General features: G+C 45.2%; 18 protein-coding genes. 13 read left to right on the forward strand and 5 right to left on the reverse strand.

Annotated elements, in window-relative coordinates:
- Positions 1–6 precede the first annotated feature (6 nt).
- From DWY79_RS19100 to DWY79_RS19120, 5 genes are all read left to right on the forward strand, one after another.
- Positions 7–633, forward strand: a complete 627-nt coding sequence (locus tag DWY79_RS19100) for an NUDIX hydrolase N-terminal domain-containing protein (protein ID WP_005855292.1) — start codon at positions 7–9, stop codon at positions 631–633.
- A 43-nt stretch (positions 634–676) separates the two neighbouring features.
- Entirely contained in the window at positions 677–1,027 is a 351-nt protein-coding gene (locus DWY79_RS19105) for an L-rhamnose mutarotase (RefSeq protein WP_005855294.1), read from the forward strand.
- An 8-nt stretch (positions 1,028–1,035) separates the two neighbouring features.
- On the forward strand, positions 1,036–2,259 hold the full coding sequence (locus DWY79_RS19110; protein WP_122370080.1) for a sugar MFS transporter: 1,224 nt from the start codon (positions 1,036–1,038) through the stop codon (positions 2,257–2,259).
- A 153-nt stretch (positions 2,260–2,412) separates the two neighbouring features.
- Positions 2,413–2,940, forward strand: coding sequence for a hypothetical protein (locus tag DWY79_RS19115; protein ID WP_233564014.1), 528 nt, complete (start codon positions 2,413–2,415; stop codon positions 2,938–2,940).
- A gap of 23 nt (positions 2,941–2,963) precedes the next feature.
- On the forward strand, positions 2,964–3,515 hold the full coding sequence (locus tag DWY79_RS19120) for an MshD (RefSeq protein ID WP_122370082.1): 552 nt from the start codon (positions 2,964–2,966) through the stop codon (positions 3,513–3,515).
- 54 nt (positions 3,516–3,569) lie between these two features.
- Here DWY79_RS19120 and DWY79_RS19125 read toward each other — a convergent pair whose 3' ends face one another.
- On the reverse strand, positions 3,570–4,403 hold the full coding sequence (locus DWY79_RS19125; protein ID WP_011965889.1) for an OmpA family protein: 834 nt from the start codon (positions 4,401–4,403) through the stop codon (positions 3,570–3,572).
- A gap of 101 nt (positions 4,404–4,504) precedes the next feature.
- Here DWY79_RS19125 and nrfH point away from each other — a divergent pair, with 101 nt between their 5' ends.
- The 8 genes from nrfH (at position 4,505) to DWY79_RS19165 (ending at position 13,864) form a co-directional block, all read left to right on the forward strand.
- Entirely contained in the window at positions 4,505–5,095 is a 591-nt protein-coding gene (nrfH, locus tag DWY79_RS19130; RefSeq protein ID WP_122144798.1) for a cytochrome c nitrite reductase small subunit, read from the forward strand.
- 18 nt (positions 5,096–5,113) lie between these two features.
- Complete coding sequence (gene nrfA, locus DWY79_RS19135; RefSeq protein WP_122370084.1) at positions 5,114–6,598, forward strand: ammonia-forming cytochrome c nitrite reductase; 1,485 nt, start codon at positions 5,114–5,116, stop codon at positions 6,596–6,598.
- Positions 6,599–6,600: 2 nt separating this feature from the next.
- Complete coding sequence (locus DWY79_RS19140; protein ID WP_122370086.1) at positions 6,601–7,791, forward strand: cytochrome c biogenesis protein ResB; 1,191 nt, start codon at positions 6,601–6,603, stop codon at positions 7,789–7,791.
- 1 nt (position 7,792) lies between these two features.
- Positions 7,793–8,587, forward strand: a complete 795-nt coding sequence (gene ccsA / locus DWY79_RS19145) for a cytochrome c biogenesis protein CcsA (RefSeq protein ID WP_008774423.1) — start codon at positions 7,793–7,795, stop codon at positions 8,585–8,587.
- A 16-nt stretch (positions 8,588–8,603) separates the two neighbouring features.
- Positions 8,604–9,896, forward strand: coding sequence for an alginate export family protein (locus tag DWY79_RS19150; protein ID WP_122370088.1), 1,293 nt, complete (start codon positions 8,604–8,606; stop codon positions 9,894–9,896).
- A gap of 59 nt (positions 9,897–9,955) precedes the next feature.
- Positions 9,956–10,621 (forward strand): Crp/Fnr family transcriptional regulator, encoded by a 666-nt coding sequence (locus DWY79_RS19155; RefSeq protein ID WP_034532394.1) that lies wholly within the window; start codon positions 9,956–9,958, stop codon positions 10,619–10,621.
- A 58-nt stretch (positions 10,622–10,679) separates the two neighbouring features.
- A complete protein-coding gene (locus DWY79_RS19160; RefSeq protein ID WP_009018647.1) occupies positions 10,680–12,020 on the forward strand; it encodes a sigma-54 dependent transcriptional regulator in 1,341 nt (446 codons plus the stop codon).
- Positions 12,021–12,148: 128 nt separating this feature from the next.
- On the forward strand, positions 12,149–13,864 hold the full coding sequence (locus tag DWY79_RS19165) for an ATP-binding protein (protein WP_122370090.1): 1,716 nt from the start codon (positions 12,149–12,151) through the stop codon (positions 13,862–13,864).
- A gap of 20 nt (positions 13,865–13,884) precedes the next feature.
- Here the strand turns inward: DWY79_RS19165 and DWY79_RS19170 are convergent, their stop codons facing one another.
- The 4 genes from DWY79_RS19170 to DWY79_RS19185 form a co-directional block, all read right to left on the reverse strand.
- On the reverse strand, positions 13,885–14,721 hold the full coding sequence (locus DWY79_RS19170) for a head GIN domain-containing protein (RefSeq protein WP_009276823.1): 837 nt from the start codon (positions 14,719–14,721) through the stop codon (positions 13,885–13,887).
- Positions 14,722–14,863: 142 nt separating this feature from the next.
- Positions 14,864–15,085 carry a hypothetical protein gene (locus DWY79_RS19175; RefSeq protein WP_005855327.1) on the reverse strand — a complete coding sequence of 74 codons (222 nt, stop codon included), beginning with the start codon at positions 15,083–15,085 and terminating at the stop codon, positions 14,864–14,866.
- A gap of 75 nt (positions 15,086–15,160) precedes the next feature.
- Positions 15,161–15,583, reverse strand: coding sequence for a large-conductance mechanosensitive channel protein MscL (gene mscL, locus DWY79_RS19180; RefSeq protein ID WP_005855329.1), 423 nt, complete (start codon positions 15,581–15,583; stop codon positions 15,161–15,163).
- 81 nt (positions 15,584–15,664) lie between these two features.
- Entirely contained in the window at positions 15,665–16,114 is a 450-nt protein-coding gene (locus DWY79_RS19185; protein ID WP_233564015.1) for a lipocalin family protein, read from the reverse strand.
- Positions 16,115–16,602: the final 488 nt, after the last annotated feature.

Genomic DNA, 16,602 nt, shown 5'->3' on the forward strand with positions numbered 1-16,602 from the left:
AATTGTATGTCTAGAAGTAAGGAATTGATTTTATTGGCCCAACGTATCCGGGCCTTGTCTCAGACGGGGTTGGTTTATTCATTAAGCGAGTACGATACGGAACGTTATGAAGAGTTGAGCCGCCTAAGTGATGAAATAACGGCTCTGGCTACCGGATTGAAGCCCGATGATGTGGCGAGTGGTTACCGCCCGGCCCAAGAGTATGTAACCCCGAAAGTCGATATCCGTGCGGTTGTCTTTAACGAGAAAGACGAGATTTTGCTGGTCCGTGAGAAAATGGACGGATGTTGGTCGTTGCCCGGCGGATGGAGCGATGTGGGGTATTCCCCGAAAGAGGTAGCGGCGAAAGAGGTGAAAGAGGAGACGGGCTTGGATGTGCTTCCGGTCCGCTTGCTGGCCGTGATGGATATGAGCAAGCATCCGCATCCCGCTATACCTTATTATGTATATAAGTTTTTTATCCTTTGCGAGTTGAAGGGCGGGTCGTTTACCGAGACCTTCGATATCTTGGGGAAAGGCTTCTTTCGATTGGAGGAGTTGCCCCCGTTGTCCTTGGAGCGTGTGCTGCCGGAGCAGATCCAACGGATGTATGCCTATTATAAGCATCCGGGCGAAGATGTTTATCTGGATTAAGGATACTTTTGTACCTTCGCGACTTCATTTTAAAAACAATGTTATGAAAAGATATTGTCAGACCTTGGATCTGAAAGAGGATGAGCAGTTGATAAAAGAGTATTGCTATTGGCATTCGCCGGAACATATCTGGCCGGAGATACCGGAAGGAATCCGTGCGGTAGGGATCTTGAATATGGAGATTTACCGTTTGGGAACCCGGTTGTTCATGATCGTGGAGACGCCGGATGATTTTGATTGGGATGCGGCGTTCGCCCGTTTGGCGACGATGGATAAGCAAGCGGAATGGGAGGACTTCGTGGCGAGGTATCAGAAAGCCGCTCCGGGAAGCTCCTCGTCGGAGAAATGGCAGTTAATGGAATGTATGTTTAAATTGCCGGGTGCGAGTAAATAGACGGAAGGATGGAAAAACAAAAGAAACAGTCGCTGGTGGCCGCCCCGGGAGGGAAATCTTATTTGGTCCCGTTTGTCTTGATCACGAGTTTGTTCTTGCTTTGGGGATTCGCCCACGGACTCTTGGATGTGCTGAACAAGCATTTTCAAGGAGTCTTCACGATGACCAAGGCAGAGAGCGGTTTGGTGCAATTCTCTACGTATATCGCTTATTTCTTGATGGCGTTGCCGGCGGGAGCGTTCATGAAACGTTACGGATATAGGAAAGGGATTATCATGGGTTTGCTATTGTTCGCTATCGGTGCTTTCGGGTTTATCCCGGCGGCTTTTTTGCATTCGGCTACGCCTTTCCTGATCGCCTTGTTTGTGATCGCTTGCGGGCTTTGTATCTTGGAGACGGCGGCGAATCCTTATTCTACGATATTGGGGCCGTCCGCTTCCGCTGCGCAACGGCTGAACTTATCCCAGTCTTTTAATGGATTAGGTTGGATATTGGGGCCATTGGTAGGTGGTTTGTTGATATTCGGGGCATCGGAGGGAGATTCGATGGCGTTGACTAAACCTTATATCTTGGTAGGTGGTATCGTCTTGTTCGTAGCGTTGCTTTTCTTTTTCACGAAGTTGCCGGAGATTAAGCCGGAAGAAGAGGAGGAGGTGACCGCTATTGTCGAGGAGAAACCCGCTGCCTCCATATGGAAACGTAGGCAGTTTGTACGTTCCGTGGTCGCCCAATTCTGTTATTGCGCCGCGCAGACGGGAATCTTCGGGTTCTTTATTAATTACGTGACGGAGATGGACCCGGGTATCAGTAATTTGCGAGCGTCTCGTATTTTGGCATTCGGTGGAATGGCCTTGTTTATGATCGGGCGTTTGAGCGGTAGTTTTACGATGAAGTGGTTGGCTCCGGGCCGCTTGCTGACTTGGTATTCTTTGTTGAGTGCCGTTTGTATGGCTTTGGTGGTGGCTTCCGTAGGTACGCTTTCGCTATACGCTCTTTATTTATCCTTTTTCTTCATGTCCATCATGTTCCCTACGATTTTCGCCTTGGGGCTGGAAGGTATGGGCGTTTATACCAAGAAAGCCTCTTCTTATATCGTGATGGGAGTCGCCGGCGGCGCTTTCAGTCCGATGCTGATGGGATATATCGGCGAGGAGAATATGGCGCTGGGTTTCATCGTCCCGTTGATCGCTTTCTTGTATATCTTGTATTTCGCTATCAAATGCAAGCGGTAAATTTGGAATGCTGTTTTTTACTTATGGAATCCGGATAATAAACCAGTATGGCTTGTGTATGAAGGCTTGGGTTTCATGGGATAAATGTTACGCTCAAGTAATATCTGCTTATCTATATCGTTTTCATTTTAAATAAAATAAAAGAGAGTGGATATGAATAAAGGTTTGTTTTTGTGTGGGCTATTTATAGCTCTATTTCTGGCTGGTTGTGGGGATGATGAGGTTAAAATCGCTAATCAGATGACTTTATATTCAAGGCCGGATACGATTCATCTGGGGGGTGACTTAGGGATGGATTCCATATTGGTGAAGGGCTTCACGGCTTGTGAGGCGTATGATGCGAAATGGGGAACATTGCCCGGGGATGTTGCGCGAGAGTTTGATATGAATGCCTCTTATCTCTATTTCTCGTATGAGGCAAGGGTGGTTTTATTGGAAGATAGCATTTATGACATAGGTATAGGACACTTTTGGGATGAGAAAGCTGGATTCTCGGAGGATTTGAGTTCGTATGGCTTCGTTATCAGTACGTTTGGCGTGCAAAAGGATAAGAAGCAAGTGCTGGCGTGTACCTACTTTAATATATGTAGAGAAGAACTCAGATGGAGAGAAGATCGATCGCTGGCTTCCTGTACGACCGGAGGAGTTGCAGTGGCGTTATCTCCGAATAGAAGACTTTGATCAATTAAAAAATGTAGAATGATATGAGACATTTAATAGTTGTATGTCTAGCTTTTATGATGGGCCTTAATGTGGCTTGCTCACGGGTGGAAGATCTCGGTAAGGATGATTTGCATTCTGAACCGACGATAGAGATCGTAAGTGGTGATACCTTGGATATTGTAGGGTTCACTCTTGCGCATGAGCTGGCTACTAGTGAAGGGCGTTTGCCTTATAACGTAGGGGATGAGTTTGGTTATACGGGTTCTTACACCTATAAGTCCTATGTGGTAAGGACGGAATATACGTATCAGGATGATGGAAATAGTATTTGGGTTTGGGAGGATACATTGAGTTCAATAATAGGTTTTTATCCTTATCTTAGATCTGAGGTATATGATCTTGCGGATGTTCAGTTCCATATCCGGTCGTGCGCTCAAGGGGGATCGGTCTCTGTCGGGGAAAGGACAGATATGTATGATACGGCTCTCCTCCATATCATTCGTTCCGCGAATGGAGAGGATATGGATGTATGGATTCCTTGTAAACCATCGGAATTGAGGTATCGGTGTGTTGTCTATCATTTGGAAGAGTGAACGTTTTAGCCAAGCTCCGGCAGTAGATAATACCCGGAGCTTGACAATACATTATCACTGCAACATCTGCATCAACTTATCCAACTTAGGAGCCATGATGATCTCCGTACGGCGGTTCTTGCTACGTCCATCGGCGGTCTCGTTATCAGCGACCGGCATAAACTCCCCACGACCACAAGGTTGTATCTGTAGCGGATTCACCCCGTAATCCTTGGTAAGGATACGTACTACGGAGGTCGCACGGATCACGCTTAGATCCCAATTATCCTTGAATTGGGCGGTATTGATCGGCTTGCTGTCCGTATGGCCCTCTATATAAACGTCTATATCGTTTTGCTTATTCAACACCTCGGCCAACTTAGCCAACGCTTCCTTGCCTCGTTTATCGACCTTTGCGCTACCCGATTGGAACAGAAGCTTATCCGACATGGCTACATATACTTTACCATTCTTCTCGGTTACGGTCAGCTCATCACTGTTGAAACCCAGCAAAGCGTCTTTCACGCTACTCAACAAATTCTGTACCTTTGCGTTCTGTGCGTTCATCATATCCTGTAGCTCGTTGATGGTACGCTCACGCTCGTCCAGCTCACTCATCTTTTGCTGTAACAAGGCATTCAGCTTGTCCTGCTCACCCATATTGGTATTCAACATGGTCTGGTAATTACGGATATCACGCCCCATTGTGGTCGTATCCCTTATCAAGGCGGCGATCCGGTTGTTGAGCGCGTCGTTATCGTCCTTGCATTTAATCAATTCCTCCTTCAAGGCGTCGCCACGTCCGATCGCCTCCAACCGGCCGTTCTCGGCAAGGAGGTATTTCTTTTTACTCACGCACGAAGAACATAAAAGGAGTGCGGAGACCGAGATAAATAACAATCTTTTCATTTTACGCATAAAATTTCGTGCAATGTAATATTTATTACAATTTCCTACACGCAAGTTTAGGATATTTGTGTCTCATAAACCAATATTAAAGAATCAGCGGTATGAAAATAAGAGAAATAATACAAACGCTGTTCCCGACAAGAACTTGGAAACTAGCCGCTATCATAGCCGGAGGTGTCCTTTGCGGGCTGGGGTCTTATACCTTATATGCTTCCCGGGCGTGGACTTATTTGTCCGACGACCCGGCTACTTGCGTGAATTGCCACATTATGGGCCCTTATTATGCTACATGGAATCATAGCTCGCACAGCCGTAACGCCACTTGCAACGACTGCCATGTGCCGCACGAGAACGCCGTGAAGAAGTGGTTCTTCAAAGGTATGGACGGAATGCGCCACGCCTCGGTATTCATGATGCGAGGGGAACCGCAAGTGATACAGGCGATCGACGAGAGCGCGGAGGTAATCATGAATAACTGTATCCGTTGCCATATGCAATTGAATACGGAATTCGTGAATACCGGAAGGATCGATCATGAGATGGCAATGGCGGGAGAAGGGAAAGCTTGCTGGGATTGCCATCGCGAGGTGCCGCACGGAGGTACGAACAGCCTGTCTTCTACACCGAATGCGTTGGTGCCTTATCCGAAGTCCGTATCGCCGGACTGGTTAAAAGATATGCTAAGTAAATAATAATAAATCAGTATAGTTATGGAAAAGAAATTAAAATCATGGCAAGGTTGGTTGCTGTTTGGAGGAACCATGGTCGTTGTTTTTGTTTTGGGTATGATCGCTGCTTCCGTGAACGAGAGACATGCGGAGGTCACTAGCGTAATGAATAATAAGAAGACGGAGATCACAGGAATCGAGGCTCGCAATGATAAGTTCGAATCGAATTATCCACGTGAGTACCAGACTTGGGAGGCTACGGCGGATACGAGTTTCAAGAGTTTATACAATGGAAATCAGGCGGTCGATGTTCTGGAGGCTCGTCCGGAAATGGTGATCCTTTGGGCTGGTTACGCTTTCTCTAAGGATTATTCTACCCCGAGAGGGCATATGCATGCGATCGAGGATATGCGTAACACGTTGCGTGTAGGCGCTCCGATGACAGAGAACGAGGGGCCGCAACCGGCTACTTGCTGGACTTGCAAAAGCCCGGATGTTCCCCGTATGATGCAAGCGATGGGCGTGGATAATTTCTATAAGGGCAAATGGGCTTCTCTGGGTAAAGAGATCGTGAATCCGATCGGTTGCGCCGATTGCCATGAGCCGGAGAATATGAACCTGCATATCAGTCGCCCGGCTTTGATCGAGGCTTTCCAGCGTCAAGGCAAGGACATCACGAAAGCGACTCAACAAGAGATGCGTTCCTTGGTTTGCGCGCAATGCCACGTGGAATATTATTTCAAGGGCGATGGTAAATACTTGACTTTCCCTTGGGATAAAGGTTCTACGGTTGAGGATATGGAGGCTTATTACGATGAGGCCGGTTTCGCCGATTATACGCATAAGCTAAGCCGTGCTCCGATTTTAAAGGCACAGCATCCGGATTATGAGATCTCCCAGATGGGTATCCATGCGCAGCGGGGTGTATCTTGCGCCGATTGCCATATGCCGTATAAGAGCGAGGGGGGCGTGAAATATAGTGACCACCATATCCAAAGCCCGTTGGCTATGATCGACCGTACGTGTCAGGTTTGCCACCGTGAGAGCGAGGAGACTTTACGCAATAATGTGTACGAGCATCAGAATAAGGCGAACGAGATGCGTAACCGTTTGGAGACCGAGTTGGCGAAAGCGCATGTAGAGGCGAAGTTCGCGTGGGATAAGGGAGCTACCGAGGATCAGATGAAAGATGTATTGAAATTGATCCGTCAGGCACAATGGCGTTGGGATTTCGGCGTGGCTTCTCATGGTGGCGCATTCCACGCTCCGCAAGAGATTCAAAGGATATTAGGCAATGGATTGGATAAGGCGATGCAGGCTCGTCTGGCTACCGCGAAAGTGTTAGCGAAATTAGGTTATACGGATGATGTTCCGATGCCGGACTTCTCTACGAAAGAAAAGGCTCAGCAATATATCGGTTTGGATATGGCCGCTGAACGTACCGCCAAGGAAAAATTCCTAAATACAATCGTTCCTCAATGGGTGAAAGAGGCGCAAGAAAATAATCGTTTAGCGAAGAACATTTGATTATGTGGAAACAACCTTGGGGATATGCTGAAGGCTGGGTCATCTGTGCCGGTTTACTGATTACGGGATTTGGCTTGCAACTGATCACCGGCCCGGTTCAGGCAGGGTTGTTCCAATATCCGGTGAATGTGGCCGGAGGATTGATTTTTCTGTTGGTTCTATGTATAGGGTTTGTTGTTGGCCGGAAAATCACGGTTGTCCAGTGGTTTTCCGGGTTAACGGCGAGCATTACCTCTTTATCGGCTCTTTTGTCAGTTGTGTTGGTTATGGGATTTGTGGGTCCGGGTATCGAGCGGATTACGATGTCGTGGCCTTTTATCCTGCTGTTTCTCTATTTCTTGTTTGTCTTGGGCTTTGTCACATTGAAGCGTATCGTATCGTTTCGCTGGAGGGATGTTCCGTTTATGCTGAACCATGTCGGTTTATTTATCACGCTGCTGGCGGCGATCTTGGGAAACGGGGATTTACGCCGTTTACGGATGACGGTTCCGCTGGAGAATCCTGAGTGGAGGGCTTCGGACGAGAAGAACGAGATGATAGAACTACCGCTTGCCATCGAGCTTCGTTCGTTTACGATTGATGAATATCCTCCTAAGTTAATGCTAATCGACAATACGACCGGAAAAGCGCTTCCTGAAAAGCAACCCGAGAACATATTGGTGGAGGAAATTCCCTTAGCCGGAAACCTGCAAGGCTGGAAGGTTGAGGTTACCCGTTCACTACCGATGGCGGCTTGCGTGATGGGGCAGGATACGATAAACTTCGTGGAATTTCACTCCGAGGGGGCAACCTCCGCTTTATACGTAAAAGCACGTAACGAACTTACCGGACGGCAGAAGGAAGGCTGGGTGAGTTGTGGCAGCTATATCTTCCCATATATATCGCTCCAGCTGGATGATGCGGTTAGCATGGTGATGCCGGAACGGGAACCGAGACGCTTTGCCTCGGACGTTATGGTCTATACGAAAGATAAACAGACCAAGGAGGCGTGTATCGAGGTGAATAAGCCGCTCTCTATCGCCGGATGGAAAATCTACCAGTTGAGTTACGACGAGACGAAAGGTAAATGGAGCCGGATGAGCGTATTTGAGTTGGTGAGAGATCCATGGTTGCCGATCGTTTATACAGGGATCTTGATGATGATAGCCGGGGCGATCGGATTATTCCTGTCCGCTCCCGTAAAAAAAGAATAGTATGGATTGGAGTTACTTTATTTATTTCGCCGCTCCGGCGTTATTTTGCTGGATAGGTGGGGCATGGTTGGCTTATCGTCCTTCTTTTTCCAAGGGGGCTGTCGCTTGGACCGTGTTTGGCTTGGCTATATTCTCCGCTTTTATCATAGGGATGTGGATCTCGTTGGAGAGGCCGCCCTTGCGTACGATGGGCGAGACTCGTCTATGGTATTCTTTCTTCTTGCCGGTGGCGGGCGTGATCACTTATGTCCGTTGGCGGTATAAATGGATACTATCCTTTAGTACATTGTTGGCCTTTGTCTTTATCTGTGTCAATCTGTTTAAGCCGGAGATACATAACAAGACCTTGATGCCCGCTTTGCAAAGCCCGTGGTTCGCTCCGCACGTGATAGTCTATATGTTCTCTTACGCCATGCTGGGCGCCGCTGCCCTTATCGCCATTTACCTGCTGATCCGTGCGAGGAAGAAGGGGATTGACGAGGGGATGATGAGTTTATGCGATAACTTGGTATATGTCGGTATGGCCTTTCTCACGATTGGGATGCTGTTCGGCGCTTTATGGGCCAAGGAGGCGTGGGGGCATTATTGGAATTGGGACCCGAAGGAGACATGGGCGGCTGCCACTTGGTTGGGGTACTTGATTTATATCCATTATCGCCTTCACCACCGCTTGCGTTATTCAGCGGCGTTGGGGCTTTTGGTTTTCTCTTTTCTTTTGCTACAGGTGTGTTGGGTTGGCGTGAATTATCTACCCTCCGCGCAAGGATATAGTGTACATACTTATAATATGGAATAATTAAAATCAGAGGTATATGAAAAAACTAGTTGTTTTAGTAGCGGGCTTGCTCTCCGTGGCCCTTTTCGCGCAAGCGAAAGAAACACAAAATACGAAAGAGAACACGTTCTCGATGAAAGTACAGATACGTCCGAGAGCCGAGTACCGGAACGGGGTCTTATTCCCCCGGCCTAAAGATGCCGAGTCCACCGGGTTTATCAATAACCGTGCCCGCCTTTCTTTGGGGTATGAGCGGGATCGTTTGTCTATCGGCTTGTCCGCGCAACATGTTGGAGTATGGGGACAGGATCCTCAGATCGATAAGAATGGCCGTTTTATCTTGAATGAGGCGTGGGCGAAGCTGGATTTCGGATCGGGTTTCTTCGCTAAGTTAGGTCGCCAGTCATTGGTATACGATGACGAGCGTATCATGGGGGCGTTGGATTGGAACGTGGCCGGTCGTTATCATGATGCTTTGAAGCTAGGCTACGAGAACACGAATAATCAACTGCATTTAATTCTCGCATTCAACCAGAATGATGAGAAAACGATCGGAGGAACGTATTACGCTCCGGGTGCGCAACCCTATAAAACGATGCAAACCCTTTGGTATAAGCATCTCTTCGACAAGAGTTTTAACGCATCCTTCTTGTTTATGAACTTAGGGATGGAAGGCGGTAATGCCGAGAAACAAAACTCGGATACAAAATACCTGCAAACCTTAGGAACGAACTTAATCTATACGCCTAGTAACTGGACGATAGGTGGTACTATCTATTATCAATTCGGCAAGACGAAAAGCGGACGGGATGTTTCCGCTTTCTTATGGGCGGTAAACGCCGCTTATCAAATCGATCCGCAATGGAAGATCGGTGTAGGTAGTGATTATCTGAGTGGCTCGGATGGGGCCGACGGGAAATATAAGGCGTTTGATCCTCTGTACGGAACCCATCATAAGTTTTATGGTGCCATGGATTATTTCTACGCCTCCTCTTTTGTCAACGGATTGAATCCGGGTTTATGGGATAATCAGATAAATGTAGCTTATAAACCTTCTTCCAAGGTAAACCTGTCTTTAGCCTATCATTATTTCTCCATCACGGGCGACGTATACGAAGGTAATGATAAATTGAGTAAAGGTTTAGGTTCGGAATTGGATTTCCAAGTGGATTGGGTAATTATGAAAGACGTGAAATTATCCGCGGGATATTCTACGATGTTGGGTACGAATACCATGGAGGCCGTGAAGGGTGGAAATCCGTCTCATTGGCAAGATTGGGGTTGGTTATCAATAAATATTAATCCAACTATATTCACGACGAAATGGTAACAGTTCTCAAGGAAAAGGGTATATTTGCAGGAGTAAACCTTTTTTCAAAACAAGATACGATGGATATAACCGATATGTTTAAAATCCCGCTTTTTAAGAATTTTACGCTTAAGATGCGGGAAGAGTTTTTGGATAAACTTGAATATACAGTAGAGGAGCATCCAAAAGGAAAAACCATAATTCATCAAGGGACGACTTGTAACGCCCTTCATGTTTTATTGGAGGGAAAATTGAACGTGGATGTTTTGGACGTATCAGGTAACATCGTGCGCGTGGAGACGATACAGGCTCCACGCACGTTCGCTACGCCTCATATCTTTTCCGAGAAAAACCAATTCCCCGCTACTTTTACCGTCGACGAGGATGTGGTATTGCTTAAGGGCACCAAGGAGTCTGTATTTACCTTAATGCATTCTATGCCGTTATTCCTGCATAATTTCCTTTGCGTCAGTACTAGCTGTAATAAATGTACGATGACTCGTTTGAAGGTGCTTTCGTTTCGTGGCATCCGGAACCGCTTTATTTATTACTTATTCGAACATCAGCAAAAGGATTCGAATGTCGTGGAACTAGAACATACCCAAGAGCAGTTAGCAGAGTATTTTGGTGTTACCCGCCCGGCTTTATCGAAGGAAATCGGGAGATTGGTGGATGAGGGATTTATCAGCATTACAAGGAGAAAGGTGACGATTTTAAATAAGACGGCGTTAACATGTATGCTTTAATGCTTTTGGGAAAAAGGTAAAAAGCGTACATTTGTGCCCAAACAAATAACTCCGGTGTATGGGCAAAGTTTTAATTATTGACGACGAGAAGCAGATTTTAGGTTTACTTTCACGCATTATCGGTTTGGAGGGATACGAGGTTTTACAGGCTGCTACTTGTAAGGCGGGGCTGAGGCAGATGGAGCAACATTCGCCGGAGGTGGTATTGTGCGATGTGTTCTTGCCGGATGGTAATGGCGTGGATTTGGTGTCGGACTTAAAGAAACTCCGCCCTCTATCCGAGATCATCCTACTTACCGCGCATGGTAATATTCCGGATGGCGTACAGGCAATCAAGAATGGAGCCTTCGATTATATTACGAAAGGGGATGATAATAATAAGATCATTCCTCTGGTAGCCAAAGCGATGGAGAAAGCTTCTGCCGCTTATCAACAGCAAAAGAAGGAAGCTACGTCCGTCGGGAGGCAATATTCGTTTGATACGATTGTCGGTAAATCACCCGCTATCCAAGCGGCGATAGCGTTGGCTCAGAAAGTCTCGGCTACGGAGGTTCCAGTTCTGTTGACTGGTGAGACCGGTACGGGAAAAGAGGTCTTTGCTCAATCCATCCATCAACATAGTTCCCGGAAAGGGAAGTCTTTTGTCGCTATCAATTGTTCCTCTTTTAGTCGGGATTTATTGGAAAGCGAGATGTTCGGTCATAAAGCGGGGGCTTTTACCGGTGCTTTGAAAGAGACAAAAGGCTTGTTTGAGGAAGCTTCCGGAGGTACGATCTTCTTGGATGAGATCGGGGAAATGGCTTTCGACTTGCAAGCGAAATTGCTCCGTATCCTTGAGACCGGGGAGTTTATCAAGATCGGCGATACGAAACCAACGAAAGTGGATGTACGAATTATTGCCGCTACCAACCGTGATTTAGAGAAAGAGATCGAGCAAGGGCATTTCCGGGAAGATCTATTTTATCGGCTTTCCGTTTTCCAGATCCATCTTCCCGCGCTTCGTGAACGGGTCGAGGATATCCCTCTCCATATAAAAGCCTTTGTTTCCGCTTTTTCCTCCAAGATGGGAAAGAATATCCGAACAATTTCGCCCGAATATATAGATGCCCTGAAAAAACGAGCTTGGAAAGGTAACGTACGTGAGTTGCGTAATGCAATTGAGCGTAGTCTGATTATTGCCGATGGAGATACCTTAACCTTGGATGCCCTCCCTTTGAATATGCAAACCTCCTCTGCGGCGAGTACGGAATCTTATAGCGGTTTTGACCTGAGTGGCGTAGAGAAAATGCATATCCAAAAAGTGCTCAAATACACAAAAGGCAATAAAACCGAAACTTCCCGCCTTCTAGGTATAGGCCTCACTACTCTTTATCGGAAGATTGAGGAGTATGGGCTTTAATCTCATATTCTGCATTATTATGTATACCCGAAAGCATCTTGAAGATATGTAAGGAGAAACGGACATTGCTAAATAGTTTATCTTTGCTGAACGTAAACTTAATAATAATCGCTTAAAATACATCACCTATGAGTCTGAAGATTAAAACAAAACTAAGATACGGAATCGGGCTGCTGTTTGCCATGATCGTTTTGCTGGGAGGTCTATCGGTAAAGAACATCTCCGATATGTCTGCCGACACAAGGAACATATTGGCCGATAATTATAATTCTTTACTCTATTCACGCCGGATGCTGGATGCACTGGAACGAATCGATAGCGATCCTTCGGCTCAAGCCGATTTCGAGAAAAACCTAGGGCTACAGAAAAAGAATATCACGGAGGTCGATGAGAACGTGGCCACCTCACATCTAGTCGCTCAATACGAGCAATTGGCGAAAGAGCGTAATGAGGAGAATATCCGTCGTGTACGTCTCGCCTTAAATCAAGTCATGAGTTTGAATATGGCTTCTATCTACAGGAAAAGCCAAGTGGCGGAGTCTACGTCTCAAAAGGCTTTATTTTGGATTTGGGGGATTGGCCTCTCTTGTATGGTGGTCGCTTTCGCTTTTTTAATACGTTTCCCCCGTTCGATAAATACCCCTATCCGTATGTTGATGGACGGTATCATGGAGATCGCTAACCATAATTACGAGAAACGATTGGATCTCGCTAAATATGATGAATTCGAGGGGGTAGCGAAATCCTTTAACCGGATGGCGGAACGGCTTACGGAATACCGGAAAAGTACGTTGGCGGATATTATTCAAGGAAAGAAATATATAGAGGCTATCGTGAATAGTATCACGGAGCCAATCATAGGCTTGGATCGGGATCGTAAGATTCTTTTCGCCAATAACGAGGCTTTGACGATCTTGAATCTCAAGCGGGAAAACGTGATCGGAAAGTCTGCCTCGGAATTATCCTTACGGAACGATTTGCTTCGCAGGTTAGTTCGGGAACTGATCCAGCCGAGCGAGAAGAAAGAGCCGCTTAAAATTTACGCGGATAATAAGGAAAGTTATTTTCAAGTGCAATATATACCGATCCGTGTGTCGGAGAATGGCGAGGCGGAGGAGTATGTGGGCGACGTGATCTTATTGAAGAACATCACGGAGTTTAAGGAGTTGGATTCCGCTAAGACCACTTTTATCTCGACGATCTCCCATGAATTGAAAACTCCGATATCGGCGATCATGATGAGCCTGAAATTGTTGGAGGATGCCCGTGTGGGAGTCATGAACGACGAGCAAAAAGCACTGGCGGAAAGTATCAAGGAAAGTAGTAATCGATTACTGGAAATTACCAGTGAGCTATTGAAAATGACGCAGGTGGAGACCGGCAAGCTACAATTGAATCCGAAAATCACCAAACCGATCGAATTGATCGAGTATGCGATAAAGGCGAACCAAGTGCAAGCTGATCGCTTCAATTGCCATATAGAGGTGGAATACCCGGAGAAGATTTCCAAGCTTTTCGTGGATAGCGAGAAAATCGCATGGGTCTTGACGAATCTATTATCGAACGCAATTCATTATACCCCGGAGAATGGCCGTATCATAATCGGTGCCCGCCAGCAAGATCATAGCGTGGAGATCTATGTGCAAGATTTCGGTAAGGGCATTGATCCCCGATATCATCAAAGTATATTCGATCGCTATTTCCGTGTGCCGGGAACGAAGGTACAAGGAAGTGGTCTAGGGCTGGCTATCAGTAAAGACTTCGTGGAAGCTCATGGAGGAACACTTTCTGTTGATAGCGCGGTTGGAAAAGGAAGTACTTTTGTTATAAAATTCAACGTATAAGAGGGTAAAAAAAGAGGGTGTTAATTACCCTCTTTTATAATATCGCTTCCTCCGGAAGTGGATGTATCCGATCTTGCCGAACCTTTGTAATGTACATCACTACCTCCGCTTGCCGAAGCCTTGATATAATCGGTTACGTGCGTATAAATATCGGAGCCACCACTGGCGGAACATTCCAACTGGTTTAAGATAAGATCATAAGCCTTGATATCCGAGCCACCTGAGGCGGAATATTCGCCGTTCTCCGCTTTTCCCGTAAGCTTGAGATCGCTACCTCCGCTGGCACGGCCTCGTATTATTCGGGTAGTAAGATCGTTGATGATAATATCGCTACCGCTGGTCGCTTCAATTATGCAATTAGATACGTTGACCGGTTTCTCCATTTTCACGTCGCTACCCCTTGTCGCTATAATTTCCAGATCATCTCCGGATAAAGCGCTTCTCAGGACAAAATCCATACAACCGGACATCTGGATTTTTTCCAGCTTCTTGGAAGTGCCCTCTATTTTAAATCGGGTAGGGCTTAATTGTGTACCATTCTCTGTGGAGATTGAAAGTTCTTCATTTTTTACTTGAACGTTTATATAAGGATATAAATTCTCGTCGATCGTGATTCGTAAGGACGCTGATTCTCCTTGCGTATACCCGAAAACGTACGACGGATTTCCTCCACGACTGAATAGGCTGAACCAACTGTCGCTATACCCCATGGCGGTTGAGCCGACTTTTATCGCTGAATAGTCTCTGACGGAGATTTCTTTCGTGATAATATCCCCATTCCCTTTTACTTTCTTCGCCTCGATAGGCATCACGCAAAAAGCGATCAACGCAAATAAGGCCATCATTCTTGTTCTCATATGAAGTGTAATTAATTTATACTCTTTTCTTATAAGACGAATGGATTTGAAAAAACGTTACATCTAAAATGAAAAAAAAAGAAGCTATCATTGACTTTTTTTGTGATAGCTTCTTTTTCTTACCCTAATACAGGGAGGTCGATTAATTACTTTTAGGTTTTTCAACCATATGTTCTACTCTGTCTTTGACGTATTCGACTTGATTTTTACCCGTGTCTACCACGTCCTTTACTTTTTTCTTCGCCTTATCTGTAAGACCGTGGAGTTCGTTCTCCAGACATTCGAACTGTCCTTGATCTTCCATCCTGCGAAGTACGTAACCAACAACTACACCTACGGCTAAACCGAATAATACATTTTTCATAACTACTACTTTTTATGAGTTAAAACATTATTTTTTGTAATTATGAAACAGCAAGTCAACCGATAAGGTTGGTGTTTATTTGTTATTTTTCAGTAAATCCCTAATCTCGGTAAGTAATTGGATATCCGCAGGGGGAGCGACCGGAGCTTTCGGGGCTTCTTCCTTCTTCTTGCTTAAAGCATTAACGCCTTTGACAAGTAAAAAGACGGCGAAAGCAATGATTATAAAATCCAGTGTCACTTGTATGAAATTTCCGTAGTTAATGGAGACCGCCGGAGAGATCACCTTGTCTCCCTCCATTACAGCGTGCTTCAAGGTGATTTTTAAATCCGTGAAATTGACGCCACCTACAAGTAAACCTACCGCCGGCATGATCAGATCCGCTACGATAGAAGATACGATCTTTCCAAAGGCACCACCGATAATGATACCTACCGCCATGTCCACTACGTTACCTCGCATGGCGAACTGCTTAAACTCTTGTAATATTTTTTTCATAAAACAACGCTTTTTATATTATAACAACAAAATTAGCCATAAGTTGAATATTTTCAATGCTTATAGCGAAATTTGAAGAAATTATTTTTGATTTTCATGTTTTTGTTTGACCCATTTGAGCATTGATGTGTTATATCCTCTTTCTTTGGCCTTAGTCAATAAAAAGAGAATAGCCTCTTCTGGGAGTGTAGGCGTACGACTAAGTAGCCATAAATAGTCTGAGGTATTACTGCCTACGAGAGCGTATGAGTAATTATCCTCGTCAATTTCCATAATGTTGTACTCGGCGTAGAACCGCATAAAGAAACACACTTTTAATTTACTAGGACACGTAGGATCTGTTATTTTGGCGATACCTTTCGCTCGTTTGAAGGAACCGGAAAAATTACCCCAATATCCGCTGTTAACAACTTCTATATCTCCATTCGGGAGAAATGAGTATTCCACGGTAGCCCCTACGAGATTATGCTCAAAGCGATGATCAAAGCGTGCTATTTCAAACCATTTCCCCATATAGCGGTGTAAATCCAAAGTCTGGACGGTTTCTTTGTTTATAATGTGTTGAGTGCAAGATAAATTACACTGCATTATAAGACAGATGAGGCCTATTAGTTTAAATCGCATAGGTTTTTATTTTTATCTCATAATAAACATAGAGAGCCTCTAAAAAGTTTGAAAACGTTCATATTTTAGGGTTTTTATTTTTTCGACAACCTGTGCTTTAACTTTTAATTTGAAATTTCTATCCTGTCTGAACTGAGAAATTCGTAGTTGTGGCATTTCCGGACGATAGATTTAGATCCACGTTTTTATATGTTTTTTTGTATTGAAAATTTCATAGTTATGATTTGGAAAAATCATAACTATGAAATAAAAAGTCATAACTATGAAATAAATGACTCTTTACTGTGAAAAGAATATATGAAGATGTTTTAATTGTAAATGCTTGTTTGTGAATTAGTAATCGTCAGGATGTCTAATTTCGCGTGTTTGTTTTCAGTTGGAATTTAAAATAGAGA

This window comes from Parabacteroides sp. AF27-14 (assembly GCF_003635425.1).
In the GTDB taxonomy this organism is placed as follows: domain Bacteria; phylum Bacteroidota; class Bacteroidia; order Bacteroidales; family Tannerellaceae; genus Parabacteroides; species Parabacteroides distasonis.